Raw genomic sequence first — 24,996 nt, forward strand, 5'->3', positions numbered from 1 at the left:
CCGGTAGAACCACTACCGGCTGCGGACCGCGCCTTGTCTCGGAAAACCTGGGGCACCAACGCGAACGTGTACATTAATCAGTGTTTCCCTAGCTGACTGGTTGCGCGGTCGGTTGTCCCGGCCCGGGCGCGTCGTCGTCGGGGGGGCTTTGCTCGTTGGGTTCGGCGCCGGCATCCAGGGTGCGCGAGACGACACAGTCACGGCCCTCGCTCTTCGCCTGGTAGACGGCCTGGTCGGCGACCCGGAAGAGGTCGTTCATGCCGACCTCGCGCCCGCAGGGACGACTGGTCACGCCGAAGCTGGCGGTAATGGTCAGTCCGGCGGGCTTGAGCTCGCGCAGTTGCTGGCGCAGCTCCTCGGCGCGGGTATGGGCATCGAACAGGTCGCGCTCGGGTAGCAACAGCAGGAATTCTTCGCCGCCGAAGCGCAGGGCGACATCTGTGTCGCGCCCGGTGGTACGCAGCAACTCGCCCACGCCAACCAGGACCTCGTCCCCCACCAGGTGGCCGTGACTGTCGTTGATCTGCTTGAAATGGTCGATATCCAGCAGGATCAGGCTAAGGGCCATGTCCTTCTGGTTGGCTTCGGCGAAGAAGCGTGCGGCGCATTCGGCCAGGACGTTGCGATTGCGCAGGCCGGTGAGGGGATCGATCATCGCCATGTCGTAAAGTGTCTGGCGCTGGCTCTGGACTTCCTCGAACAGGCGCTTGTTCGCCAGGAGGTTGCCGATGCGGGCGCGGACCTCGTCTTCCAGCACCGGCTTGGTCACGAAGTCGTTGACCCCCAGGCGGAAGAGCTCGGCGCGCCGGTTCGGGTCGTCCAGGCCGGACATCGCGACGATCGGCAGGCTGGTCTTGTCGGGGAACCGGTGGCGCAGGCGGCTGACCAGCCCCATGCCGCTGATCTCGCCCTCGACCAGGATATCGCTCAGGACCAGATCCCAGGCCCCCTCGTCGAAGGCGTCCAGGGCGGCGGAGGCGCTGCTAAAGTGTGCCACTTCCAGACCTATGCCCTCGAGGATGCGAGTCATCACGCGGGCGACGGTCGGGCTGTCCTCGACATACAGTACGTGCCCCTCGTGGGCGTTTTCCACCGGCCGGCCGTAGCGTGCGGCCTGGTGGAACAGGTCGCGGATATTGGTCTTGTCGTGGAGATCGGTGGCTCCGGCCTCGAAGGCCGTGCGGCGAATGTCGTGGTCCTGCTTGGTGGTCAGCAGGATCAGCGGCAGATCGTGGCCGGCAGGCTTGGCGCGCGCCTGGCGGCAGAACTCGATCCCGCTCATGTCGGGCAGGGTAATGGAGGCGCAGACCAGCTCGAGGTCGTCTTCCTCGATGCGGGCGAGGCCCTCCGCACCACTTGCAGCCATGATCGGCTTGTGGCCGGCGGCCAGGACCATCCGGCTCCACAGCGCCCGGAATACGCGGGAGTGGTCGACGACCAGGATCTTCATGGCGGGCCGTCCATTGGGCGGTCTCGCCGGGGCGCTGCCGTGCCAGTCTGTCGGAGCATGTCTGTCGTCATGCTGGGCCCTGACTCCATTCAGTGATCCGCAGGCAAACCCGGATGATGCGCGTCTTCGCGTCGGGCTTCAAACGGGCTGCCAAGGCGCGCTGGACAGCGCGTGCGGGCACGGGAACAATGCGGTCGTCTGGCGTGCCACGAACACTACAGCCAGGGAAAGGAGTCGGGCATGAGGTATATGCAGCGAATAGGGAGTCTGCTGCGGTTCGGCAAGGCCGGCGAACGGCGCACGACGGCACGCCAGGAGGTTGCGCGCGGGCTGCGGGTGCTGGTGGTGGATGATTCGCGCACGGTGGTCGCGCTGCTCTCCAGCATGCTCAAGCAGAACGAGCTGGAGCCGATTGGCGTCGGCGATGCCGAGGAGGCGCTGGCTTTGGCGCGCGAGAATCCACCGGACCTGATCTTCCTGGATATCCTCCTGCCCGGGATGACCGGGTTTGCCATGCTGCGCCAATTGCGCCGGGACCCCGCCACTGCGAAGGTGCCGGTGATCATGATCAGCGGCAACGAGGATGCGGTGGAGCAGTTCTTCCTCGATCGCATCGGCTCCGACGACTTCATGAAGAAGCCCTTCGGCCGCGGTGAGGTGTTCACCCGCATCGAGCGCCTGGTGGCGAAGGGGCGTCTGCCGGCACGCCCGACGCGCTTCTCCGGGTAACATTCGCAGTTTGGCGGGCGTCTCCCTCGGCGCTCAGGCGGCGTGCCGGGCCCGCCAGTCGCCGATCTCGTCGTGCAGGCGCTGTTTCGCGTCGGTCTCCAGGAGCGCGGCGTCGACGGCGTTGCGCGCCAGGTTTTCCAGGTCGTCCAGGCCCAGCTGCAGGGCCGCGGCCGTTGCGCGGAAATTCTCGCCCACGTAGCCGCCGAAATAGGCCGGGTCATCCGAGCTGATGGTGACGCACAGCCCCGCGTCCATCAGGCGCTTCAGGTTGTGTTGTTCCAGGCCCTCGAACACGCACAGCTTGATGTTGGACAGCGGGCAGACCGTCAGCGGGATCTGCTCGCGAGCCAGGCGCTGCATCAGGTCGGGGTCCTTTTCGGCCTGGACGCCGTGGTCGATGCGCGTGACCTTTAGCAGGTCCAGGGCCTGCCAGATGTATTCCGGTGGTCCCTCCTCGCCGGCATGCGCCACGGTGGGGAAACCCTCGGCCCGCGCGCGATCGAATACGGCCTGGAATTTCTCCGGCGGGTTGCCCAGCTCCGCTGAGTCCAGCCCGACCGCGTGGATGTGCTCGCGCCAGGGCAGGGCGGTTTCGAGGGTCTCCATCGCGGCCTCGGCGCTCAGGTGGCGCAGGAAGCAGAGGATCAAGCGGCTGGTGATGCCGAGTTCCCGCTCGCCGTCGGCCAGCGCGCGGCGGATGCCGTCGATGACCGTCGCGAAGGGCACGCGGCGTTCGGTGTGGGTCTGCGGGTCGAAGAAGATCTCGGTGTGGCGGACGTGGTCGTCGCGGCAGCGTTCGAGGTATGCCCAGGTCAGGTCGTAGAAGTCCTGCTCGGTCAGCAGGACGCAGGCGCCGGCGTAGTAGATGTCCAGGAAGGACTGCAGGTCGTGAAACTGGTAGGCCGCGCGTACCTCCTCGACCGAGGCATACGGGAGATCGACGCCGTTGCGCTCGGCCAGGGCGAACATCAGCTCGGGCTCCAGGGAGCCCTCGATGTGCAGGTGCAGTTCGACCTTGGGGAGTGTGGCGATGGCGTCTTGCATGGTGGGATCCCGTGGCGTCGGTAACAGAAGGCACGCAGGCTAGGCTGGCGCGGGGCTGCGGACAAGTACTGCGGTTAGCCGAGGGGCGAGAGCAGCTCGCGGAAGAACCGCGCTAGCAGGGCGGGCTCCAGCCACAGCATGAAGGCAATGCCCCAGGCGCCGCCCCACAGGTGGGCGCTGTGGTTGATGTTGTCGCGATTCTGCCGCTGGGCATAGAGCGAATAGCCGACATAGACGGCCGCGAACACGATGGCCGGTACCGGGATGAAGAACACGAACAACAGGGACCACGGCTGCAGCAGGATGTAGGCGAACAGCACCGCGGAGACCGCGCCGGAGGCGCCCAGCGAGCGGTAGCCCGGGTCGCGCAGATGGCGCAGGTGGCTTGGCAGGCTGGCGAGGAGGATGGCGGCCAGATAGAACAGGACGAACCCGCCCATGCCGATCTCCGGTACCAGTACGCGTTCCATGGCCATGCCGAAGAAGAACAGCGTGATCATGTTGAACGCGAGGTGGGTGCCATCGGCATGGATAAAGCCGTGGGTCACCAGGCGCCAGTATTCGCCGCGCTGCACCGACGGCGGGTGATGGATCATCGCCTGCAGCCAGCGCGGGTTCTGCCACGCGAGCAGGGAGACCACGACCGTGGCGACGATCAGGTACAGCGTCACACTCGGTTCAAAGTTCACCAGCGAACTCCCGTGATCCGTAGCGCCAGGCCTGCAGGCCGTCGGGCCAGCGACCCGGCGCCAGCCCGGCCTTGTGCAGCAGGGCATCGAGGAACGCCTCGGGGTCGGGTAGCTGGTCCCAGACCGCCGGGAGGAAGGTGGCGCGGCGCGCTCCGGCCTGGATGACCAGACCGTCCCGGCCCGGCTGTAGCTGATCTAGCAGGCCCTCGCGATGCGCGGCCTCCATCGGCCGCGACGCGGTCAGCAGCGTGACCGAATAGGCGAGACCGGCCAGTTCCGTCGCACGCAGCGGCGGAAAGCGCGGATCATTGAGCGCCGCTGCCCGGGCGTTGTGCAGGACGTCCGTGGCCAGGGGGCGGTGGGCCTCCAGCGTGCCGATGCAGCCGCGCAGGGCGTCCCCTCGCTTCAGGGTGACGAAGCTGGCGCCGGGCGCGGGCAGCGGGGCGGGCTCCTGTTCCAGGGCAATGGTGCTGGCGGGGGTTTCGTGCGCGGCCCGCCGGATGGCATCTGCAGCCAGTTCCAGCAGGCGGTCACGCGCCTGTGTGGGCAGTTCGATCGTGGGCGTCATTGCAGCATCCAGGCGCCGTAGCCGACCACCTGGTCGCGCGGGCCGGGGGTGTCGCCGGAGTTGCGCTGGTCCAGCGTGGTGATGGCGAGACCGCGCTGTCGCGCCAGCCGCAACAAGCCCGCAAGCGGCCGGCAGCCGCAGGCCTGTTCCGGGCCCAGGGCGTGTTCGTCCAGTCGTTCGATGGCCCGAGTGCTGGCCGTATCCAGGCGGCACGCGGTGGCGTAGTCGTGGAAGTGGGAGAGATCCGAACTGACGATGATCAGGGTTTCGGGGCCGCCCCACAGTCGGTCCAGAACCGTCGCGACCTGCTCGGACGAGGCATCCCCGACCACCAGCGGGACGAGCTCGAATGTCCCCAGTGCCACCTGCAGGAACGGCAGGTGGGCCTCCAGGCTGTGTTCCGGTCCGTGGGCGATGTCCAGGGCCTGGACGCCGGGCAGGTGCGCGATGGCTTCCAGGGCTTTGCGGTCCACGGGGATGTCTCCCAGCGGGCTGCGGTAGGCCGTTGCCGTAGTGGTCGCGATCCCGCGGAAGGGCACGCGATGCGACGGGCCCAGGAGCACGACGCGCCGGACCTGACCCGCCAGGGGACGGATGCGCGCATAGGCAGAGGCCGCCACCGGGCCGGAGTACGGGTAGCCGGCGTGCGGTGCGACCAGGGCCTTGGGTGGTGCCGCGTTGGTTGCGGGCGAGACGGCATCAAGCAAGCCGGTGACCATGGCGCGCAGATCCGTGGGGTCGGCCGGGTAGAACTGGCCCGCGATGGCGGGCTCGCGGATGCGGGGCTGTGCCGTCATCGAGGTTCTCCATCGAACATTATGTTGTTGAATATTGGGATTGCGTCCTCATATTCAAGACCATGAATCACTGGCTGGACCGGATATGAACGACATCCCCGAACATGATGCATTCACCGTCGCCACGCGCTACTGGCATGCCCTGGAGGACGGCCGCGTGCAGTGCGATCTGTGCCCGCGCTATTGCAAGCTGAAGCCCGGCCAGCGTGGGGCCTGCTTCGTGCGCGCCAATCTCGACGATGCGGTGGTGCTGACCAGCTATGGGCGTTCCTCCGGGTACTGCGTGGATCCGATCGAGAAGAAGCCGCTCAATCACTTCCTCCCGGGTAGTCCGGTACTGTCATTCGGCACGGCCGGCTGCAACCTGGCCTGCAAGTTCTGCCAGAACTGGGACATCAGCAAGTCGCGTGAGATCCACACGCTGGCGGATCGCGCCGATCCCGAGACCATCGCACGTGCCGCCGAGGCGCTGGGTTGTCGCGCGGTGGCCTTTACCTACAACGACCCGGTGATCTTTCACGAGTACGCCATCGACGTGGCGGCGGCCTGCCGCGCGCGGGACATTCGCACGGTGGCCGTGACAGCCGGTTACATCACCGAGCAGGCTCGCGGCGAGTTTTTTGCCGCAATGGATGCGGCGAACGTGGACCTGAAGGCGTTTACCGAGCGCTTCTATCACAAGCTGACCGGGGCCCATCTGCAGCCGGTGCTCGACACCCTCGAGTGGCTGGTGCACGAGACCGATACCTGGGTCGAGATCACCACGCTGCTGATTCCCGGGGAGAACGACAGCGATGCGGAGATCACCTCCATGGCGCAGTGGGTCCGGGAGCATCTGGGGCCGGATGTGCCCCTGCATTTCACCGCCTTTCACCCGGATTTCAAGATGACCGAACACCCGCGCACGCCGATCGAGACGCTGCAGCGGGCGCGTCGCATCGCGCGCGAGCAGGGCCTGCATCATGTGTACACCGGCAACGTGCACGACGCGGAGGGCCAGAGCACCTGGTGTGCGGGTTGTGGACAACGCCTGATCGGCCGTGACTGGTACGAACTGTCGGACTGGAACCTGACCGCCGATGGCTGCTGCAACGCCTGCGGGGCGTCGGTGCCCGGGGTCTTCGAGGCACGCCCCGGCGACTGGGGTGCCCGGCGTCAGCCGGTGCGGCTGGCCGATTTCAGGAAGGCTTGATTCGGAGGGCATGAAAGCTCGCCTCCCGGCGACCGCGTCATTCCAGTGACAGGGGCGGATGTGGAGGTGATAACGTGGAGCGGCAAAAGCTCAAGTCGTGAACCGGTTTAAGTGTGGGGAGACCGAGGATAACGCTGCGGGCTACTATCGGGTGGAGCGGGCCTACGGGAAATTTTGCCGTATCGCCGGTTGTCCGACGACAGGGATGTGAGACCAGCGAATGACACGACGGATCGTGATCTGTGCGGATGGAACCTGGAATCGCCCGGAGGAGGATGTCGAGTCGGATGTGCCGACCAATGTCCTGCGCCTGGCGCGGGCCATTGCGCCCGCCGATGCCGAGGGCGCCCCGCAGCAGGTCTACTACGACTGGGGCGTGGGGGCGTACTACGCGAAGATCTCGGGTGGCGTGACCGGGCGGGGCATCCACAAGAACATCCAGGACGCCTATCGCTACATCGTGCAGAACTATGCCCCCGGCAGCGAGATCTACCTGTTCGGCTTTAGCCGCGGGGCGTACACCGTCCGCAGCCTGTGCGGCTTGATCAACAACTGCGGGATCCTGAAGCGACCGGATGCGCGGCTGATCGAGCAGGCCTTTCGGCACTACAAGAACACCGGCGTTAGCCATGCGCCCGAGGGGGCAGCCTCGCGTACTTTTCGTGCGAGACATGCGCATCCCTCGCGGGAGATCCGCTTCGTCGGTGTCTGGGATACGGTCGGCGCCCTGGGCATCCCGTTCTCCCTGCTGGGGATGTTCGATCGTACCGACGAGTTCTATGACACCAAGCTGGGGCCCAATGTGCGCATCGACCGCCATGCGCTGGCGATCGACGAGACTCGGGCCGACTTCGAGCCGACCCTGTGGGATCCGCGTCCGGGGCTGGATCTGCAACAGGTCTGGTTCAGCGGTGTGCATGCCGATGTGGGCGGCGGCTACGCCCCGGATGCCGAAGGGCGTCTCGCATCGGAGGTACCGCTGGCCTGGATGATCGAGCAGGCCCGGGCGGCCGGACTGCAAATGGAAGGGCATCTTCCGGATGGATTGCAGCCCGACCCCCTGGCGTCGCTGCACCGCTCGCGGCGGCACATCTATCGCCTGCGACGGCGCTATCGGCGTCCGCTGTACCAGCCGGGTCACCCGACCGAGCTGCATCCCCGTGCCCTGGAGCGCTACCAGCGGGATGGCGCCTACCGGCCTCGCAATCTGCACGCCCACCTCGAGGAATGGGGCTGGCCGGATGCCGACTGAATTCCCCCGGATGGAGTAAACGCTCGCGTTGGGAGGCCGGGTCTCCGTTATCCTGTAGGGATAGCAGACGGAGACTCCCTCAATGCAGCCATTTCCCTCGAAGAACGTGTTTGGCGGGGCCCTGGAGCCCTGCAGTCGCGAGCCGGCCACCGGGTTTTATCGCGACGGCCGTTGCGCCACCGGCTACGACGACCAGGGCATGCATACCGTGTGCGCCGAACTCACCCGCGAGTTTCTCGACTTCTCCCTGGCGCGGGGGAATGATCTGATCACGCCGGTTCCGGAATTCGGCTTCCCCGGCCTGGAGGCCGGGGATCGCTGGTGCCTGTGTGCGGCGCGCTGGCTGGAGGCGTACCGGGCGGGGGCGGCGCCCGGGGTCTTTTTGCGCGCGACCCATGAGGAGACCCTTGCGGTGATCCCGCTAGACATCCTCAAGGAACACGCGCGCGACCCAGCGGATTGAGATCGGGAGCCCTCCTCGGAGGGTCAGTCGGGGGCGGGGTGGGCCCAACTGGAATACAGGGAGAAGACGGATGGATCCGTACATGGCGGGGCTGACAATCGGTCGGATCGATAGCGGGGGCACGTGGAATCGGGGGGTGGCCGATGGCTGAGCGCATGGCCGTGCCCGAGATCGAACGCTTCCGGATCACGCGGACGCTGGGCACCAGTGCCCGCGACGGGCTCTATGTCGCGCACGACCCGGTGCTGGACCGGCAGGTCGCGATTCGAACGCTGACCAACGCCGCGGCGGACGCTCCGACCCGCCAGGCGTTGCTCGAGGACGCCCGCCGGTTAAGCCGCTTTCGGCACCCGAACATCGCTCCAATCTTCGAGGCGGGGGACTACGCCGAGGGCGTCTACCTGGTGTTCGAGTACGTCGAGGGCGAGACCCTGGACCAAATCCTGGCGCGCGGGCCCTTGCCGATCGATCGCGCCCTGGCCCTGATGCGCGAGCTGCTGGAGGCCACGGCGGCGGCGCACGAGCAGGGCATCCTGCACGGGGCCCTGCAGCCGGCGAACGTGACCGTGAACCCCGAGGGGCATGCGCGTATCACCGGGCTGGGCATGGCGCTGCCCGACCCGACCGCGCGCGGCGAGAGCCACCTGCCGGATACGCCCTATTATCTGGCGCCGGAACGGCTGGCGAGCGAGGCCGCGACCGAAGGGTCCGACGTGTTCTCCCTCGGGGCCTTGTTCTTCGAGATGCTCACGGGCGAGCGCGCGTTTGCCGGCGATACCCCCGCGGCGATCCGGCAGGCGATGCAGGCGGGGGCGCTTGAGCCGCCCTCCCGCCGCACCGGCAATGGTGACGAACGCTTCGACGCCCTGGTGCTCCGGGCCATCCGCCCGGATCCTGCCGAACGTTTCGCATCGGCCCGCGAGTTTCGCGAGGCGCTGGTGGCGGCCGTCGAGGGCGAAGGCCAGACGGGCGATGGATCGCAGGACTTCATCCTGCGGCGGATCCGGCGCAAGCCGGACTTCCCGGGCATCTCCAGCCACATCCGCGAGATTACCCAGTGTTCCGACGACACGATGAAGCGCTCGGTGGCCGAGCTGTCGAACGCCGTGCTGAAGGACTACGCCACCACGCAGAAGCTGCTCCGGCTGGCCAATTCACCCTTTTACAGCAACTTTGGCGGCAATATCCGCACCGTTTCGCGCGCGATCGTGCTGCTGGGATTCGAGCAGGTGCGCACGGCGGCGCTCGGGCTGGTGCTGTTCGAGAACCTCAAGGGCGGGCGTCATTCCGGACGCCTGATGGAGGCCCTGGTCGGCACGCTGTTCAGCGCCATGCTGGCGCGTGATCTGGCGGAGCAGGTCGGCGGGGTGGAGAGCGAGCGGGCATTCGTCTGCGCGCTGTTCCACGATATCGGCCGCATGCTGGTGCTGTACTACCTACCGGAGGAGGCTGACGAAATCCGCATTCGTGTGGGTCAGGGTACGGGCGAGGGCAGTGCCGCACGCCAGGTCCTGGGTATCTCCTACGAGGCCCTGGCGCGCAGCGTGCTGGAGGACTGGAACTTCCCGCGCGAGATCGTTACATCGGTGGAACGGGCTCCCTCGGGCACGCTGCCGGCAGCGCGGGATGCCGACCAGCGCCTGCACCGCATCGTCACCCTGGCCTCGGAGATGGGGCAATGCATTACCCAGGCAGATCGCGACCAGCAGAGCGCCTTGCTCACCGATCTGCGCAAGCGCTATGAACGTGCCCTGGGCGTGGATGCCCGCGGCATGCAGCGGGCCATCAAGTCCGGTCGCGAGCACATGGATCACTTCCTGATGGTGGTCAAGCTGCCGCCGGAAGGCCGCGAGCCGCTGAACCGGCTGAAGGCGAATCTGGGTGTGCGGATCGATGACAGCGACGCGGTGGATATCGAATCCGTGGAGGGGAACGGCGAAGCGGCGGCGGCCGCAACGGCCGATCCCGCCGCACAGGCCGCGGTACTGATGGAGACCCTGACCGACATGCTGGACAGCATGGTGGGCGAGTTCGATCTGAACTCGCTGATGCAGACAACGCTCGAGACCCTGTACCAGACACTTGGCCTGCGCCGGGTGATACTGATGCTCGCCGATCGCGAGCATCGGATGCTGGTGGCCCATACCGCCTTCGGGAAGGATGCCGAGACGCTGTCCGGGCGCCTGCGGCTGACGCTCGCGGGCAAGGGCGACATCCTGTCGCTGGCCCTGGAACAGAAGAAGGACCTGGTCATCACCGACAGCCACGAGGCCTCGATCAGCCGGTATATCCCCGACGAGTTCCGTCAGGCTCTGGATGCGCGCAGCTTCCTGCTGCTGCCGCTGGCGGTGCGTGATCGCTGCGTCGGGCTGCTGTACCTGGAATTGCCGGAAGGCGCGGCCGTGGACCCGACGGTCCTGCGGGCCCTGAAGGCGGTGCGCAATCAGATGGCCCTGGCCATTCGGCAGGCGCGCGACTGACGTCGGCCGCCCCCCGCGCGCGTCCGCGGGTGGGGGCGGCCGACGCAGTGTCGATCGCGTCCCTCGGTACGTCGGATTTGGCCGGCGGGTTCCGGTATTTGCGAACGCCTAGCGGGTTCCGCACTAAAGCGCTGTTCCGCCTCGGGGGGCGGCGCTAGGGTAGAGGGGATGCAAAGCTGGTCGGATATTGTGGCGGCCAGATGCGACAGTTGGACAACAGTTGTATGACCTGGGGACTGTTACAGCAGGAGATTCCGGCCTCCGATCTGCAGGTTGGCATGTATGTCAGCCAGCTCGATCGCCCGTGGCTGGAGACGCCCTATCTGGTCGAGGGGGTGCGGATTCGCTCGCAGGACGATATCGACGAGCTCGCCCGGCATTGTGTGCACGTATTCGTTGATCTGGAGAAGAGCGCGCCGGAGTCGCTGAGCCGGTTGCCACGGGCCACTGCGTCCGCGCGGGATGCGGCGACGGCTTCGAGCCGGGCCGAGGCCGCCCAGTTCCGCGGCATGACGGTGTATCGCGATCACTGCTCGGTGGAGCAGGAGCTCCCGGCGGCAAAGGAGGCTCAGGCGATTGCCGGGCGTGTGCTGGAGCAGATCCGTGCCGGCATGGAGCGCAATCCCGGGATACGTCTGGCGGCGGCCCGCGAGGCTTCCGAGGCGTTGCGCGAGAGTGTGGAGCGCAACCCCGACGCCCTGCTGCTGCTGGCCAGGCTGAGCCACTCGGACGATGTGCTGTACGGCCACTCGCTCAATGTCGCGATCCACCTTCTGGCACTGGGCCGGCACATGGGGCTGGATCGAGCCGAATTGTCGATCCTCGGGCTGGGTGGCCTGCTGATGGATATCGGCAAGATGCAAATGTCGCGGGCGCTCCTGGGGAGCAGCACGCGGCTGTCTCCGGATCAGCGGCGCGAGATTCAGCGGCACGTTGAATATGGCGAGACCATTCTGCAGCACTCCCATGGGATCCCGGAGGGCGTGCGCGATATTGTCGCCCAGCACCACGAACGCGAGGACGGGCGTGGCTACCCACGGGGGCTGGTGGCGAACCAGATCAGTGCCTATGCGCGCATGGCGGCTATCGTGGATTCCTACGAGGAGATGCTGACGGAGGGCGGCCTGGCCGGGACCCCCTTCGAGGCCCTGAAGGAATTGCGGGAGAACGCGCGCTGGGGGCTGAATTCGGCGCTGGTGGACCAGTTCACGCACTGCGTGGGGCTATTTCCCGTGGGCAGCCTGGTGGAGCTGGACAACGGTGAGGTGGCGATTGTGCTGAGCCACCGCCACACCCAGCGCTTCATGCCCCGGGTGATGCGCATCCTCGATCCGTCACATATGCCGTATCCCGACCCGTGGGAGCTGGATCTGGGGTCGCGCGCCCCGGAGTCCGAGGGGGCGCGGCGCCAAATCCTGCGCGATCTTCCGGCGGGCGCCTACGGGATCGACCCGGCGCGCTATTATCTTTGAGTAGCGCTGATCCCGTTCATTGGATCCGCGTCGACTGATTTCGCCGCATGGGCGTAGCAGCAGGAACTCTCCCGATGTCGAAGCTGTTTGAATACCCCGATTTTCTCCGTGCGCTGGACGGGATTTCCCCGTGCCCGCAGGACGCCGGGGCGCAAGCAGCCGTGACCGTCATCCAACTGGAAGGACTAAGGGACGTGGACGCGGCCCTGGGGTACGCCGCGGGGGATGAGTTGATTCGGGACGCGGGGCACGCGCTGGCCAGCGCCTTGCCGGACGGCCTGGTCGGTATCACCGGACGCCATCAGATCACCTGTGCGCAGCCGGCCGTGGCCGGGAGTGGGTTCGCCGAGCTGGCGGCCCACAAGATGCTGCGGGTGTTGAGCGAACCGTTTGCCTGTGGTGAACGGCAGGTGCTGCTTTGGCCGCGCGCCGGGCTGGCGCTGGCGGGCCCCCGGGGGGCAGGCCCGCAGGATTTGCTGGCTCACGCCTATGCCGCAGTTCGGCAGGCGCGGCGGGCCCGGGCGCGCCTGCGCCAGTACGCCCCGGAGGCGGCCGCGACCATGCTGGAGGGCGTGGATCTGTGGTCCCAGCTGGGGCAGGCCATCGAGGAGGGAAGCCTGCACCTCGAGTATCAGCCACAGGTCGCGCTGGCATCGGGCTGCGTGCAGTCGGTCGAGGCCCTGCTGCGCTGGGATCACCCGCAGTACGGCTCGATCCGTCCGGACACCATGGTGCGCGCGGCGGAAGGAACGGACCTGATGCCCCGGCTAACCCACTGGGTCTTCAACACGGCCCTGCGCCAGTGTGCCGAGTACCGCCAGGCCGGACTGGACGCGGGGATCTCGGTGAACTTTTCTGCCGATGACCTGCAGGAACGGGAGGTGGTGGATCTGGTGGCCCAGTCGCTGGAGGTCTGGCGGGTGCCGGCGGAGAGCGTCACGGTGGAGCTGACCGAAACGGCGGTGATGGAGAGCCACGATGCCGAGGCGCGTGCGGCCCTGCACGGCATGAAGGACCTGGGCTTGCGGGTGTCCATGGATGACTTCGGTATTGGCTATTCGTCGATGGAGCGGCTCCTGTGCATGCCGCTCGACGAGCTCAAGATCGACATGACCTTTGTCCACGAACTGGTGTCCAGCCGGCCGCACCAGCGCATCGTGGAATCGATGATCGGGCTGGGCCAGAAAATGGGCTTGAGCGTGGTGGCCGAGGGAGTGGAAGATCAGGAAACCCTCGAGCGCCTGCGCGCGCTGGGCTGTGATCTGGTGCAGGGTTTTTATCTCGGCCGGCCCGCGCGCCTGGCACAATTCATGGAACAGACGCGGTCGGGCCATGGCCCGGGCACGTGCTGAACGCGCCCACTCAGTCCTCGTTACCGCTCGCCAGCGCACCGACCCCGTAGTCCGTCGCGGGGCAGGTAGTCGGTGAGGTCGTCCACTCGCCCGTGGATGGTCATCCAGCGGTGGCAAGGCGAGGCTTGGCGGGCGAGGTCCTCATGGGTGATTCCTGGATGATCATGCGCCGCGCCTTCCGGCATCGCGCGAACGCAGGTACAGGTGGATGACGATCCAGTCGTACAGGGCATGGGTGACGATGACCACCAGCAGGTTGCCGGTCAGGTAGTAGAGGACGCCGAGGTAGAGTCCGATCACGGTGGCGAAGACGAAATACAGTCGGCTGATCGAATGGGCCAGCCCGAATATCAAGGCCGCGACGAGGATGGCCGACTCCGGTGACCAGCGTTCGGTCAGCCAGCCCTGCAGCACCCCTCGCACCAGGAGCTCCTCGCCGATGCCGGCGAGGAGCGAGATCAGCAACACCGCGCCGGGGAACGCGTGACGAAAGAGTTGCCGCACGAAATCCCGCACCTGATCGGCCAGTGCACGGTAGGGTCCCCAGCCGCTGGACGCGAGCGCCCCCAGGAGCACCAGCATGGGCAGCACCGCCAGTGCACCGAGGGCGACGGCGTCGAGATTCCAGTCGATCTGCTCGCCCAGCGAGATATCCGCAACTCGGGCCAGGATCAGGGCCAGCGGGATCAGCGCCGCCTGGAAGGCGATGCCGGCCAGCAGCGGGTGTCGGGCGACGCTGTGGCGCAGGCTCACGGTCGCATCAATGGAAAACGGATATTCATCACGCGCGAGGATGCCCGATTCCGGGGCCTGCTGTCCCGGACAAGAAAATCCCCGCGCCGCTGGAGCGGCCGCGGGGATGCTTGGGATGCAAATCCGGACGGCCCTTGCCGGGCCATCGAGGGGCGCACTGCGTCAGGCCTTGGCTTCCTCGATGCGGATCAGGGCCAGCTCGTGGAACAGCCCCTTCATCAGGCTGACACACATTACCAGCAGCACGATGACGAACGGCAGTCCGGTGCTCACCGCCCCGGCCTGCAGGGCATTGAGGGCCGCGGCCCCGCCAACCGCCAGCAAGACACCGGCGACCACGCCTTCGGTTGTGGCCCAGAACAGGCGCTGGGACTGCGGGGCGTCGGTCTTGCCGCCGGAGGTGATGGCGTCGATCACCAGCGAGCCGGAGTCCGACGAGGTGATGAAGAACACCAGCACCAGGGCAATCGCCAGGAACGACGTGATGGCGGTGAAGGGCAGATGTTCGAGCATCTGGAACAGGGCCAGGGAGGAATCGGAGATGCCCTCTGCCAGGGCGCCAACGCCATCGCGGGACTGGGTCAGCCCGGAACCGCCGAAGGCACTCATCCAGACCACGGTGACCAGGGTCGGCACCAGCAGCACCGCGGTGACGAACTGGCGCACCGTGCGCCCGCGCGAGACGCGGGCGATGAACATGCCGACGAACGGCGACCAGGAGATCCACCAGGCCCAGAAGAAGATGGTCCAGGCGTGGTAGAAGGTCTCGTCGTCGCGTCCGACCGGGTTGCTGAGCGGGATGATGTACTGCACGTACCCGGTGACTGTGGTGCCGATGCTGGAGAGGAATGCGAGGACGCCCCCGGCGACCATCACGAACAGCAACAACACTGCGGCGAACACCAGGTTGATGTTGCTGAGGAGCTTCACCCCGCCATGGATGCCGCGCATGACCGACAGCAGGGCAATGATGGTCACGCCGATGATGATGGCGATCTGGGTGTTCAGGCCGGTATCGATGTCGAACAGGAATCCGATGCCCGAAGCGGCCTGCTGCGCACCCAGGCCGAGGGAAGTGGCGAGGCCGAACATGGTCGCCAGCACGGCCAGGATGTCGATCACGTGGCCGATCGGGCCCCACACGCGCTCTCCGAGGATGGGATAGAAGGCCGAGCGAATGGTGAGTGGAAAGCCCTTGTTGTAGGCGAAGAACGCAAGCGCCAGGCCGACGATCGCGTAGATCGCCCAGGGGTGCAGGCCCCAGTGGTACATGGTCGCCCCGAGCGCAGCCTGCCGGGATTCTTCGGTCCCGCCTTCGATCCCCAGTGGGGTGCCGAACCACTCGGTGAAGTAGCCCACCGGCTCGGCTACGCTCCAGAACATCAGGCCGATACCCATGCCGGCGGCGAACAGCATGGAGAACCAGGACATGACGGAGAATTCCGGCTTGGCGTCCTGGCCGCCGATGCGGATGCGCCCGATGGGCAAGACGACTAGGGCGAGGCAGAACAGGACGAAGATGCTGCCGGCCGACAGGAACAGCCAGTCGAAGGTGCGCCCGATCCACTGACGCGTGTTGTCGAGGTGCTCGTTGGCCTGTTCCGGAAAGACCAGGGACAGGATGACGAATACGACAATCAGCAGGGCGCTGGTGACGAAGACCGGATTGTGCAGGTCCAGCCCAAGCGGGTTGACGTTCTGATCACCGATCTCGTGCTCGGTCTCGTACTCGGCTTCCAGTTCTTTTTTCTCGTCTTCGAGATCGTGCGGATTCTCGCTCACCGTCTCCTCCTCGCTTCTTGTTTTTATCGGGTGCCTGCGTCAACCCCGGCGCGCAGCGGCCTCGTTGAGTAAAGATGGGTAATGGGGAATTTGCAAAGCCCGTGCGCGGATTTGTTGTACGGGCGTTACGTAGATTCGGATCAGCGTCTCCCGGAAGTGGCAGATGCACGCGGACATGCTCGCAGTGGCCCCGCGGTCCCTGCACCGTTACCTTAGTAGCGACGATGAACCACCCGTGCAGAGGGGAAACGAATGAAGGCCTTGTTGATTGATCCGGAGCAGCAGACGATCGAAGGGGTAGACGTCGAAGGGCGTGACGACATCGCCCGGCTGATCGGGTACGACACGCTCGAGTCCGACGAAATCGGGCCGGATGGCGATCGCCTGTTCTTCGACGAAGAGTGCTTCCTGCGCGGGACCACCGGGCGCTTTCAGATCGACAGCGTGATCCCGGTTTCCGGCAAGGGGCTCGTGGTTGGCAGTGACGACGATGGCGCGACGCTTAAGGACGTCGCATCCGATCTGGAGTCCATCCGGGGCCGGATGAAGTACCTGTAGAGCAAGCTCAACGCAGCTGACTGTCCTTGGAGGCCCGCCGATTGTAGGGGCTGGTGGTCTGCTGTTCGGCGTCCTCTGCTTCCTGGCAGGCCACGCACAGGCGCACGCCCGGCAGGGCCTGGCGCCGGCCCTCGGGAATCGGCGCCCCGCATTCCTCGCACTCGGTCAGGCTGTCGCCGGCGGGTATCTGGCTGCGCACCCGCTGCAGGGCATCCTCGACCGTGTTGTCGATCTGCTCCTGCTCCGCGCCGTCTTTTGCCCATCCGCCTGCCATCGCTCGTCCTCCGACCGTGGTCAATAAGTCTGAGACCGGCGCACCCTGGCCGGAAGTTCCCGTAGCGCAGGTTTCGAGCCACCGTTGGCGAGGCGGGCTATCCGTGGCCGAACTCGCGGGCGACGTAGTCGATGTCCTTGTCACCCCGTCCGGAGAGATTGGCGAGGATCGTCGTGCCCGGGTTCTCGCGGCCGTGCTTCATGGCCCAGGCCACCGCATGGGCGCTTTCCAGCGCCGGGATGATGCCTTCGGTGCGCGAGAGCTGGTAGAAGGCATCCAGGGCCGCGTCGTCGTTGATCGCGTGGTAGGCGACGCGCTCGGTGGTCTTGAGGTAGGAGTGCTCGGGGCCGACGCCGGGGTAGTCCAGCCCGGAGGCGATGGAGTGGACCGGGGCCGGGTTGCCGTCCTCGTCGGCCAGCAGCATGCACTTGAAGCCGTGGATCATGCCGGGCTTGCCGTAGGTCATGGTGGCCGAGTGCTCGCCGAGCTTGGTGCCGCGCCCCAGCGGCTCCACGCCGTTCAGCTGCACCTGGTCGTCCTCGATGAAGCCGGCGAACATGCCCATGGCGTTGGACCCACCGCCGACGCAGGCCACCACGTGATCAGGGAGTTCGCCGCCACTCATCTCCAGGTACTGCTCGCGTGCCTCGATGCCGACCACCGCCTGGAAGTTGCGCACCATCAGCGGGAACGGGTGCGGCCCGACCACGGACCCGATCGCGAACAGGGCCTCGTCTGCCTGCGACAGGTAGGACTGGAAGGCGGAATCCACGGCCTCCTTCAGCGAACGTCCGCCGAAGGACACGGGCACCACCTGGGCCCCCATCAGCTTCATGCGGGTCACGTTGGGTGATTCCTTGGCGATGTCGATCTCGCCCATGTGGATCTCGCACTCCATGCCGAAGTAGGCGGCCGCGGTGGCCAGCGCGACGCCGTGCTGGCCGGCCCCGGTCTCGGCGATCAGCTTGCGCTTGCCCATGTGCTTGGCCAGCAACGCCTCGCCCATGCAGTGGTTCAGCTTGTGTGCGCCGGAGTGGTTCAGGTCTTCGCGCTTGAGGTAAATCTGCGCGCCCACCGAGCGGCTCAGGTTATGGGCGTAGTACACCGGCGTCGGGCGCCCCTGGTAGTGCTTGCGGATGTAGCGCAGCTCGTTCAGGAAGTCCCCGGAGCGCGCCAGGGTCCGATAGGCGTGGTTGATCTCGGCGAAATGCGGCTCCAGCTCCGGTGGCAGGAAGGCGCCGCCGAATTCGCCAAAGTAGCCTTCCGGGTTGGGGTAGTCCTTGAGATACGACATGGGCGGTCTCGGTGCCAGGTTGGTGGGCCGGGTCCATATCATCCGTTCCCGGAACCCGATTGCCAACCCGTGTGGGTCCCGAGCAGCGGTCTCTAAGCGGAAAAAGGCAGGTCGTTATAGCGGATTACGCGGTCCATCTGGGCCGGGTCGAGCTCGAGGCCGTAGTCCTGCTGCAGACGGGTGTTCAGTTCGGCGGCGGTGGTCGGGGCCGGGTCCATCTCGCGGGCGAACTGGCCGACATCCTCGATGATGGCCCAGGGGTAGAGGATCCAGCGCCACTCCTGCACGGCCTGACTGTGGAAATCGGCGCGGCAGTGGGTGCTGGTCTTTTCATGCAGCACGGCGGTGCGCACGGTGGCCGGCTCGAAGCCCTCCAGGTGGGGGCGGGCGGCCACCAGGGTGTCGCCGGAGTCGTTGACGTCGTCCACCAGCAGGACCCGTTCACCGCGCACATCCCCGGCCAGCGGGACGGTTACCGCCGCTCGCTGTTTTTCACGGGCACCCGAGGTGTAGTGCTCGACCTTCAGGCTGAGCAGCTTGTGCACGTGGAGGAAGTCGCACAAAAAGCGCGCCGGCATGAATCCGCCGCGGGCGATGGCGACGATGCTGTCCGGCCGAAAGTCGCTGGCCCGTATCTGGCGTGCCAGGTCGTCGGCGGCGCCGACCACCTCCTCGACCGAGATCAACTGCACGGGCATCTTGCCGGGTTCAGCCATGCTCGGCGATCTCCACGCCCGCTTCCTTCATCTTCGCGCGCGCCTCCGTGCCGCCCTGCGGCGAAATCGGCAGCGAGGCATAAGGGATCAGGTGAACGTCAAACCCTTCCTTGCGCCCGTCCAGGGCGGTTGCCGCCACGCATACGTCCAGGGCCAGTCCGCCCAGCCAGATGCGCGTCACACCTCGGTGGCGCAGTTCGTCCGCCAGCCCGGTCTGGTCGAAGGCGGAGTACTGGTCCTGATCGAAGCGTACCCCCTTGGTGACCTTGATGGTGCCGGTGGGCAGGGCCAGGTCCGCGTGGAAGCGTGCCCCGGGCGAATCCTGCAGGCAGTGCGGGGGCCAGGGCCCACCTCGTTCCGCGAAGCTCGCATGTCCGGCCGGGTGCCAGTCGCGCGAGGCATAGACCGGAATATCCAGCGCGGCGGCCGCCTCCAGCCAGCGGTTAAGTTCCGGGATCACGGTATCCCCGTCCTCGATGGCCAGCGCGCCGCCGGGGCAGAAATCGTTCTGTACGTCGATCACCAGCAGGGCGTCGCCGGCTTGCAGGTGATTGTGCGGATCGTTAGTCATTTGAGTGGTCTCCGTCTCCAGTTTCGGACGTTCGACCCGATGCGGCGTAGCGGGCCTGAATGGTGCGGGTCACTGCATCCTGATGGGCCTGCAGCGCCGGACTGATGGCCACAGGGTACGGCGTTTCGGCGGGCTCGATGGCGCGGATCCCGGGCGGCAGTTGTTCCAGTTGCCCGCGGGCATATTCGCGCAGCGTATCCAGGTCGCGAGCATGTCCCGGCAGGCGCTGGCCGTCACGCATCACGGGCTGCAGCAGCGGCTCCCCGGGCTGGGTCTCATCCTCGCGCCCGATGGTGTCGCCCGCGAACCGGTTGCCTTCCCGACGCCGATAGATCTGCTTGGCGCCCGGCAGAATGGGCTTGCCGCTGGAGAGCTTGAGACGCCCCTCGCCGGCGTATTCGGCCAGCTTGTAGGCAATGTCCAGGTCGGGGGCATCGGTGGCAATGCCCATGCTGGTGCCGACCCCGAAGGCATCGATCGGTGCAGCGTGTGCCAGCAGCTCGGCAATCACGTCTTCGTCGAGCCCGCCGCTGGCGAAGATCCCGACCCGTTGCAGGCCCGCATCATCCAGCATTCGTCGTGCCTGCCGCGCCAGCGCTCCCAGGTCACCGGAGTCGAGGCGAACGGCGCGTACGCGGAAGTCATCGCCCAGCTCACGGTTCAGCTCGATGACCCGGCGCACCCCTTCGAGGGTGTCGTAGGTATCCACCAGCAGGACCGTTTCCGGATAGAGACGGGCAAACGCGGCGAAGGCCTCGGATTCGTCATGGTGCGCCTGGATGTAGCTGTGGGCCATGGTTCCGCTCACCGGTACGCCGTACTGCTTGCCTGCCAGTACATTGGAAGTGCTGGCGACGCCCGCGATATGGAAGGCGCGCGCGCCCTTCAGTGCGGCATCCAGCCCGTGCATGCGGCGAGCCCCGAAATCGACCACCGGCCGGCTGCCGGCCGCGGTCACCAGGCGGGCGGCCTTGCTGGCCTGCACCGTTTGCAGATGAATCTGGTTCATCACCAGGGTCTCGATCAGCTGGGCCTCGGGGAGCGGCGCGGTGACCTCGAGGATGGGCTCGTTGGCGAAGACCGGGGTGCCCTCGGGCACGGCGCGGACCGTGCCGGAGAAGCGGAAGGTCTCCAGCCAGCGCAGGAACCGGTCGGAGAAGCGGTCGAGGCCGCCCAGGTAGTCGAGATCCGACGGCTCGAAACGCAGGCCTTCGAGTTGTTCCAGGACCGTATCCAGTCCGCAGGCCAGGAGGTAGTTGCGTCGGTGCGGCAGGCGGCGCACGAACAGACTGAAGACCGCCGACTCGTGCAGGTCCTCTTCGAAATAGGCCTGGAGCATGGAGAGCTCGTAGAGGTCGGTGAAGAGCGCCAGGCCGTCGCCATTCGCGGTCATTGTGCGCCCGGCCCCGGTCATGCGCTCAGCTCCTCCAGGATCCGGACGTGGATGTCGTGATCATCCTTGCTGTGCAGCACGAAGCGGATATGGCTGACGGCATCCAGTCGAGGCGTAGCGGCGATCACGGTCTCCAGGGCGATGCGGGCGGCTTCCTCGACTGGGTAGCCGAAGGCCCCGGTGGACAGCGCGGGAAACGCGATACTGGCGGCTCCGGCCTCCTCGGCGCGGGTGAGGGCGTTGCGATAGCAGGCCGCCAGAAGGCGGCTGGCCGGTTCGTCGTGCCCGTAGACCGGCCCCAGGCAGTGGATCACGAAGCGATTGGGCAGGTTGTGGGCGCCGGTCAGTACGGCCTGTCCCGGCTCGATCGGGGCCAGGGGCTGGCACTCGCGCTCCAGCCCGGGCCCCGCGGCGCGGTGGATGGCCCCGGCCACGCCGCCCCCGGGCCGCAGCCAGGCGTTGGCGGCATTGACGACCGCATCCATGTCGCGCTGGAGGGTGATATCGCCCGTGGTGCATTCGATGGTGACGCCGTGGACCTTGACGCGCATGTGTTCTCCCCCGGTCTCTGAATGGTCTCGGCCACTTCGGCCCCTGCCTCAAGCATAGGGCACCCATTTCGGTCGGGTGAACAGTCGATCCCTACTTACCTGGCGATGCGGTCGCGGACCTCCGCGGACAGTTCCAGCGAGCGGCGTCGCGCCGTATGGTCGTAGGTGGAAGTGGTAATGATCAGCTCGTCGGCGCCGGTCTGGTCGAGAAACTGGCGGATCTCGGTTTCCACCGTATCCGGCGCGCCAATCGCGGAACAGGCCATGGTCTGTTCGACGATCGCACGTTCGGCGCGGTCGAGGCGCTCGCGGTAGCCCTCGACCGGCGGCTGGATCGGTTCGGGGCGACCCCGGCGCAGACTGACGAAGGCCTGTTCCATGGAGCTGGCCAGGGTCCGGGCCTCGGCGTCGGAGTCGGCGGCATACACGTTGTAGCCGAGCATCGCGTAGGGGCGGTCGAGCCATGCGGACGGCCGGAACTGGCTGCGGTACAGCTCCAGCGCATTCATCAAATGTCCGGGGGCGAAGTGCGAGGCAAACGCATACGGCAGGCCCATCTGCGCGGCCAGCTGGGCGCCGAACAGGCTGGAACCCAGGATCCACACCGGCACATGCTGGCCGGCGCCGGGGATGGCGCGGATCACTTGATCCGGCTGGGGGGCGTCGAAATAGCCCAGCAGCTCGGCGACATCGCGCGGGAACTGGTCCGGGTCGATATCCGGGGCCCGGCGCAGGGCGCGCGCGGTGGTCGGGTCGGTGCCGGGGGCGCGCCCCACCCCGAGGTCAATGCGGCCCGGATACAGCGCGTTCAGGGTGCCGAACTGCTCGGCGATCACCAGCGGGGCATGGTTCGGCAGCATGATCCCGCCGGCCCCCACCCGAATGCGCTGTGTGGCTGCGGCCACCTGGCCGATCACCACCGCCGTGGCTGCGCTGGCGATGCCGGGCATGTTGTGGTGCTCCGCCAGCCAGTAGCGCTGGAAGCCGAGGGCCTCGGCGTGTTGCGCAAGATCGAGGGTGTTGTGCAACGCATGGGTGGCGTCCCCGTCGGCGGTGATCGGGGCGAGGTCGAGTACGGAAAAGGCAGTCATGTGCCTGATTGTACGCCGGCGCCTGCCCGCTGCAGGCGTCGGCAATCACGGCGGGGTCTATAGTCGAAGGGAGGCATTGCGGAGGGCGCGCCATGAGTATTGCCAGGACCCTGAACAACTTTATGGACGAGCATGCGGTGACTTACCAGCTGGTGCACCATCCGCATTCCGAGTCGGCCAGCCGCACCGCCGAGGCGGCCCATGTGCCGGGCGACGCCGTGGCCAAGGCGGTACTGCTGGTGGAGGACGGGCAGTATCTGCTGGCCGTTGTTCCCGCCACCCGCCGCGTGAAACTGGGGCAGTTGCACCGGTTGCTGGGCGAACACGTGGGCCTGGCCACCGGCGGTGAGGTTGCCAGCGTCTTCGCCGACTGCGAGCGTGGTGCGATCCCCGCCCTTGGGCCCGCCTACGGGCTGGCGACCCTGGTGGATGAAAGCCTGCTGGAGCAGCCGCACGTGTACTTCGAGGCCGGCGATCACGAGTCGCTCGTCCAGCTGCGCGAAGCGGACTTCGTGTACCTGCTGGGCGAGGCGAGGCACGGCCAGTTCAGTGCGCATGTGTGACATTAAATCCATCAGCGACTCGAGGTTGTGGAGTCGATTTTGCGCCACCCGTTCGTCTATGGTCGGGCCGAATGCTGCGAGTTGAGGCGACTGAATGACGACGATGGATCCGTTTCTGGAGATGGCGCTGGACGAGGCGCGCGAGGGCCTGGGCGAGGCGGGGATCCCGATCGGTTCGGTGCTGGTGCACCGGGGCGAGGTGATCGGGCGTGGGCACAACCGGCGGGTGCAGCAGGGCAGCGCGATCCTGCATGCGGAGATGGATGCGTTGGAGAACGCCGGCCGCCAGCCGGTGCAGGTGTATCGCGAATGCACGCTCTACACCACGCTTTCACCCTGTGCGATGTGCAGCGGGGCCATCGTGCTGTACGGCATCCCGCGAGTGGTGATCGGGGAGAACGAGTCGTTCCTGGGGGAGGAGGCGTGGCTGCGCGGTCACGGCATCCAGGTGGACGTGGTCCAGGACCCGGGCTGCCGCGAGCTGATGCGTTCGTTTATCGAGACGCACCCCGAGCTGTGGCACGAGGATATCGGCCACTGAGCCGGTTAGCCGGCGTGAGAGCCGGGCCCGGCGTTTCCCTCAGGGAGATGCTGATCCATTCGCGCCTCCGCGTTGGCGCCCCATTTTTTCCGAGACAAGGCGCGGTGCGCAGCGCCGTAGTCATTCTACGGTCAAGCGGCGCAACGCAGTATCGGGGAAAATGGGGCACCAACCCCTTGAGGGCTCGGCCGCCTTTGCCTTCTAAATTCGGGCCCGCTGACCGTGTTGCGGCTCGCGAATAAAGCTCGGCTATGCGTCACTCACCGAGCCTTGTCAGCGAGCAAAATCAGTTCGAGCGCGGAGGCGCGAATGGATCAGCATCTCCCTCAGGGTGTCTCGAGCCGCTGCTGATCGGCGTAGGGGTAGTCGCTGGCCTCCAGGTTTTCCTGAAAGGTCTCCAGGCGTTCCACGGCGAGGTCCGTGCGGTTGAACTGGGCAATGTGGAACAGGGCATCCCCCTCGTTGATCAGCGGCAGGTTGAGCTGACCGATGATGATGCCGGAGGCCGGGGCGAGGATCTCGGCCTCGGTCTCGCCAAAGGGGTCGGAGACGATCGCCAGGCGGGTCTGGTCGCGGACCACGCGGTCCCCGTGGCGCACGAAGGTGCGCAGGATGCCGCTTTGCGGCGCGCGGACCCAGCCGCTGGTGCGCGCCATGATGGGTTCCTTGGGCGGGCGCCGGCGTACGGCCGGCAGCATCCCCAGGTGACGCATGACCTCGATGATGCCGTGCACCCCGCCGCGTATGGAGAGCTCGTCGAAGCGCAGGGCCTCGCCGGCCTCGTACAGCAGGATGGGGACGTCCCGTTCCGCGGCGGCTTCGCGCAGGGAGCCGTCGCGCAGGGCCGAGTTGAGGATCACCGGGGCCCCGAAGGCGCGCGCCAGATCCAGGGTCTCGGCGTGATCGAGGTTGGCGCGGATCTGCGGCAGGTTGGAGCGGTGGATGGCGCCGGTGTGCAGGTCGATGCCGTGGGTGCAGTGCTGCACGATCTCGCGCATGAACAGGCGCGCGACGCGAGCCCCCAGTGAGCCCTTCGGCGAGCCGGGGAAGCAGCGGTTCAGGTCACGCCGGTCCGGCAGGTAGCGGCTCTGGTTGATGAAGCCGTGCATGTTGACCACAGGGATGGCAATCAGTGTGCCCTTCATGCGCCGCAGGGCCGGCACCTTCAGCAGGCGGCGGATGATCTCGACGCCGTTGATCTCGTCGCCGTGGATGGCGGCGCTGACGAACAGCACAGGCCCCTTGCGGCGACCGCACAGCACCTGTACCGGCATGTTGGTCGGCGTGTGGGTGTACAGCGCCCCCAGTTCCAGCTCCACTGTGCGCCGCTCGCCGGGTCGGGTGGTGGTGCCGCCAATCGTGATCGGCTGGTTGCGCAGCGACCGGGGTATGCCGGGCATCAGGGAGCCACCGAATAACGT

General features: G+C 66.8%; 25 protein-coding genes. 10 read left to right on the forward strand and 15 right to left on the reverse strand.

The window, feature by feature from the left end; all coding sequences use genetic code 11:
* Window positions 1-88 precede the first annotated feature (88 nt).
* Window positions 89-1,450 (reverse strand): diguanylate cyclase, encoded by a 1,362-nt coding sequence (locus D578_RS0112900; protein ID WP_018950358.1) that lies wholly within the window; start codon window positions 1,448-1,450, stop codon window positions 89-91.
* Between the two features lie 240 nt (window positions 1,451-1,690).
* Between D578_RS0112900 and D578_RS0112905 the strand changes: the two genes are divergently transcribed.
* Window positions 1,691-2,179 carry a PleD family two-component system response regulator gene (locus D578_RS0112905; protein ID WP_026289345.1) on the forward strand — a complete coding sequence of 163 codons (489 nt, stop codon included), beginning with the start codon at window positions 1,691-1,693 and terminating at the stop codon, window positions 2,177-2,179.
* Window positions 2,180-2,212: 33 nt separating this feature from the next.
* On the opposite strand, the gene D578_RS0112910 is transcribed toward D578_RS0112905, so the two are convergent.
* The 4 genes from D578_RS0112910 to amrB all read right to left on the reverse strand — a co-directional run bounded on the left by D578_RS0112910 (window position 2,213) and on the right by amrB (window position 5,277).
* Window positions 2,213-3,223: an adenosine deaminase gene (locus D578_RS0112910; RefSeq protein ID WP_018950360.1), complete on the reverse strand. Its 1,011-nt coding sequence runs from the start codon at window positions 3,221-3,223 to the stop codon at window positions 2,213-2,215.
* A gap of 74 nt (window positions 3,224-3,297) precedes the next feature.
* Entirely contained in the window at window positions 3,298-3,912 is a 615-nt protein-coding gene (locus tag D578_RS0112915) for a rhomboid family intramembrane serine protease (protein ID WP_018950361.1), read from the reverse strand.
* A complete protein-coding gene (gene amrA / locus D578_RS0112920; RefSeq protein WP_018950362.1) occupies window positions 3,902-4,480 on the reverse strand; it encodes an AmmeMemoRadiSam system protein A in 579 nt (192 codons plus the stop codon). Before amrA ends, D578_RS0112915 begins: the two co-directional genes overlap by 11 nt.
* Entirely contained in the window at window positions 4,477-5,277 is an 801-nt protein-coding gene (gene amrB, locus D578_RS0112925; protein ID WP_018950363.1) for an AmmeMemoRadiSam system protein B, read from the reverse strand. The genes amrA and amrB overlap by 4 nt, the downstream gene beginning before the upstream one ends.
* A gap of 85 nt (window positions 5,278-5,362) precedes the next feature.
* Between amrB and amrS the strand changes: the two genes are divergently transcribed.
* From amrS to D578_RS0112955, 6 genes are all read left to right on the forward strand, one after another.
* Window positions 5,363-6,469 (forward strand): AmmeMemoRadiSam system radical SAM enzyme, encoded by a 1,107-nt coding sequence (gene amrS, locus D578_RS0112930; protein ID WP_018950364.1) that lies wholly within the window; start codon window positions 5,363-5,365, stop codon window positions 6,467-6,469.
* A 220-nt stretch (window positions 6,470-6,689) separates the two neighbouring features.
* Complete coding sequence (locus D578_RS0112935; protein WP_018950365.1) at window positions 6,690-7,721, forward strand: DUF2235 domain-containing protein; 1,032 nt, start codon at window positions 6,690-6,692, stop codon at window positions 7,719-7,721.
* Between the two features lie 82 nt (window positions 7,722-7,803).
* Window positions 7,804-8,184: a DUF2237 family protein gene (locus D578_RS0112940; RefSeq protein ID WP_018950366.1), complete on the forward strand. Its 381-nt coding sequence runs from the start codon at window positions 7,804-7,806 to the stop codon at window positions 8,182-8,184.
* A gap of 155 nt (window positions 8,185-8,339) precedes the next feature.
* Complete coding sequence (locus D578_RS0112945) at window positions 8,340-10,664, forward strand: HDOD domain-containing protein (RefSeq protein WP_026289346.1); 2,325 nt, start codon at window positions 8,340-8,342, stop codon at window positions 10,662-10,664.
* A 224-nt stretch (window positions 10,665-10,888) separates the two neighbouring features.
* Window positions 10,889-12,136, forward strand: a complete 1,248-nt coding sequence (locus D578_RS0112950; protein ID WP_018950368.1) for an HD-GYP domain-containing protein — start codon at window positions 10,889-10,891, stop codon at window positions 12,134-12,136.
* 74 nt (window positions 12,137-12,210) lie between these two features.
* A complete protein-coding gene (locus D578_RS0112955) occupies window positions 12,211-13,488 on the forward strand; it encodes an EAL domain-containing protein (protein ID WP_018950369.1) in 1,278 nt (425 codons plus the stop codon).
* 162 nt (window positions 13,489-13,650) lie between these two features.
* Here D578_RS0112955 and D578_RS0112960 read toward each other — a convergent pair whose 3' ends face one another.
* Together D578_RS0112960 and D578_RS0112965 are read right to left on the reverse strand one after the other, a co-directional pair.
* Window positions 13,651-14,241 carry a CPBP family intramembrane glutamic endopeptidase gene (locus tag D578_RS0112960; RefSeq protein ID WP_018950370.1) on the reverse strand — a complete coding sequence of 197 codons (591 nt, stop codon included), beginning with the start codon at window positions 14,239-14,241 and terminating at the stop codon, window positions 13,651-13,653.
* A gap of 162 nt (window positions 14,242-14,403) precedes the next feature.
* Complete coding sequence (locus tag D578_RS0112965; protein ID WP_018950371.1) at window positions 14,404-16,023, reverse strand: BCCT family transporter; 1,620 nt, start codon at window positions 16,021-16,023, stop codon at window positions 14,404-14,406.
* A gap of 252 nt (window positions 16,024-16,275) precedes the next feature.
* Here D578_RS0112965 and D578_RS0112970 point away from each other — a divergent pair, with 252 nt between their 5' ends.
* Window positions 16,276-16,581: a hypothetical protein gene (locus D578_RS0112970; protein WP_018950372.1), complete on the forward strand. Its 306-nt coding sequence runs from the start codon at window positions 16,276-16,278 to the stop codon at window positions 16,579-16,581.
* A 7-nt stretch (window positions 16,582-16,588) separates the two neighbouring features.
* Here the strand turns inward: D578_RS0112970 and D578_RS0112975 are convergent, their stop codons facing one another.
* From D578_RS0112975 to D578_RS0113005, 7 genes are all read right to left on the reverse strand, one after another.
* Window positions 16,589-16,855: a DksA/TraR family C4-type zinc finger protein gene (locus D578_RS0112975; protein ID WP_018950373.1), complete on the reverse strand. Its 267-nt coding sequence runs from the start codon at window positions 16,853-16,855 to the stop codon at window positions 16,589-16,591.
* A gap of 97 nt (window positions 16,856-16,952) precedes the next feature.
* A complete protein-coding gene (gene trpB / locus D578_RS0112980) occupies window positions 16,953-18,149 on the reverse strand; it encodes a tryptophan synthase subunit beta (RefSeq protein WP_018950374.1) in 1,197 nt (398 codons plus the stop codon).
* Between the two features lie 92 nt (window positions 18,150-18,241).
* The gene (locus D578_RS0112985; protein WP_018950375.1) at window positions 18,242-18,865 is read right to left on the reverse strand and encodes a phosphoribosyltransferase; all 624 of its coding nucleotides are present in this window, start codon (window positions 18,863-18,865) and stop codon (window positions 18,242-18,244) included.
* Entirely contained in the window at window positions 18,858-19,436 is a 579-nt protein-coding gene (locus tag D578_RS0112990; protein WP_018950376.1) for an isochorismatase family protein, read from the reverse strand. The genes D578_RS0112985 and D578_RS0112990 overlap by 8 nt, the downstream gene beginning before the upstream one ends.
* Complete coding sequence (locus tag D578_RS0112995) at window positions 19,429-20,850, reverse strand: nicotinate phosphoribosyltransferase (RefSeq protein WP_018950377.1); 1,422 nt, start codon at window positions 20,848-20,850, stop codon at window positions 19,429-19,431. The genes D578_RS0112990 and D578_RS0112995 overlap by 8 nt, the downstream gene beginning before the upstream one ends.
* Window positions 20,847-21,380, reverse strand: a complete 534-nt coding sequence (locus D578_RS0113000; protein WP_018950378.1) for a macro domain-containing protein — start codon at window positions 21,378-21,380, stop codon at window positions 20,847-20,849. The genes D578_RS0112995 and D578_RS0113000 overlap by 4 nt, the downstream gene beginning before the upstream one ends.
* 95 nt (window positions 21,381-21,475) lie before the next feature.
* Window positions 21,476-22,471 carry an LLM class flavin-dependent oxidoreductase gene (locus D578_RS0113005; RefSeq protein ID WP_018950379.1) on the reverse strand — a complete coding sequence of 332 codons (996 nt, stop codon included), beginning with the start codon at window positions 22,469-22,471 and terminating at the stop codon, window positions 21,476-21,478.
* A 92-nt stretch (window positions 22,472-22,563) separates the two neighbouring features.
* Here D578_RS0113005 and D578_RS0113010 point away from each other — a divergent pair, with 92 nt between their 5' ends.
* Both D578_RS0113010 and D578_RS0113015 read left to right on the forward strand, forming a co-directional pair.
* Window positions 22,564-23,034, forward strand: coding sequence for an aminoacyl-tRNA deacylase (locus D578_RS0113010; RefSeq protein ID WP_018939191.1), 471 nt, complete (start codon window positions 22,564-22,566; stop codon window positions 23,032-23,034).
* A 103-nt stretch (window positions 23,035-23,137) separates the two neighbouring features.
* The gene (locus D578_RS0113015) at window positions 23,138-23,575 is read left to right on the forward strand and encodes a nucleoside deaminase (protein WP_018950380.1); all 438 of its coding nucleotides are present in this window, start codon (window positions 23,138-23,140) and stop codon (window positions 23,573-23,575) included.
* 326 nt (window positions 23,576-23,901) lie between these two features.
* On the opposite strand, the gene D578_RS0113020 is transcribed toward D578_RS0113015, so the two are convergent.
* Window positions 23,902-24,975, reverse strand: a complete 1,074-nt coding sequence (locus D578_RS0113020) for a succinylglutamate desuccinylase/aspartoacylase family protein (protein WP_018938089.1) — start codon at window positions 24,973-24,975, stop codon at window positions 23,902-23,904.
* Window positions 24,976-24,996 lie beyond the last annotated feature (21 nt).

The sequence above is a fragment of the Thioalkalivibrio sp. ALMg11 genome, from assembly GCF_000377905.1.
Lineage (GTDB): Bacteria > Pseudomonadota > Gammaproteobacteria > Ectothiorhodospirales > Ectothiorhodospiraceae > Thioalkalivibrio.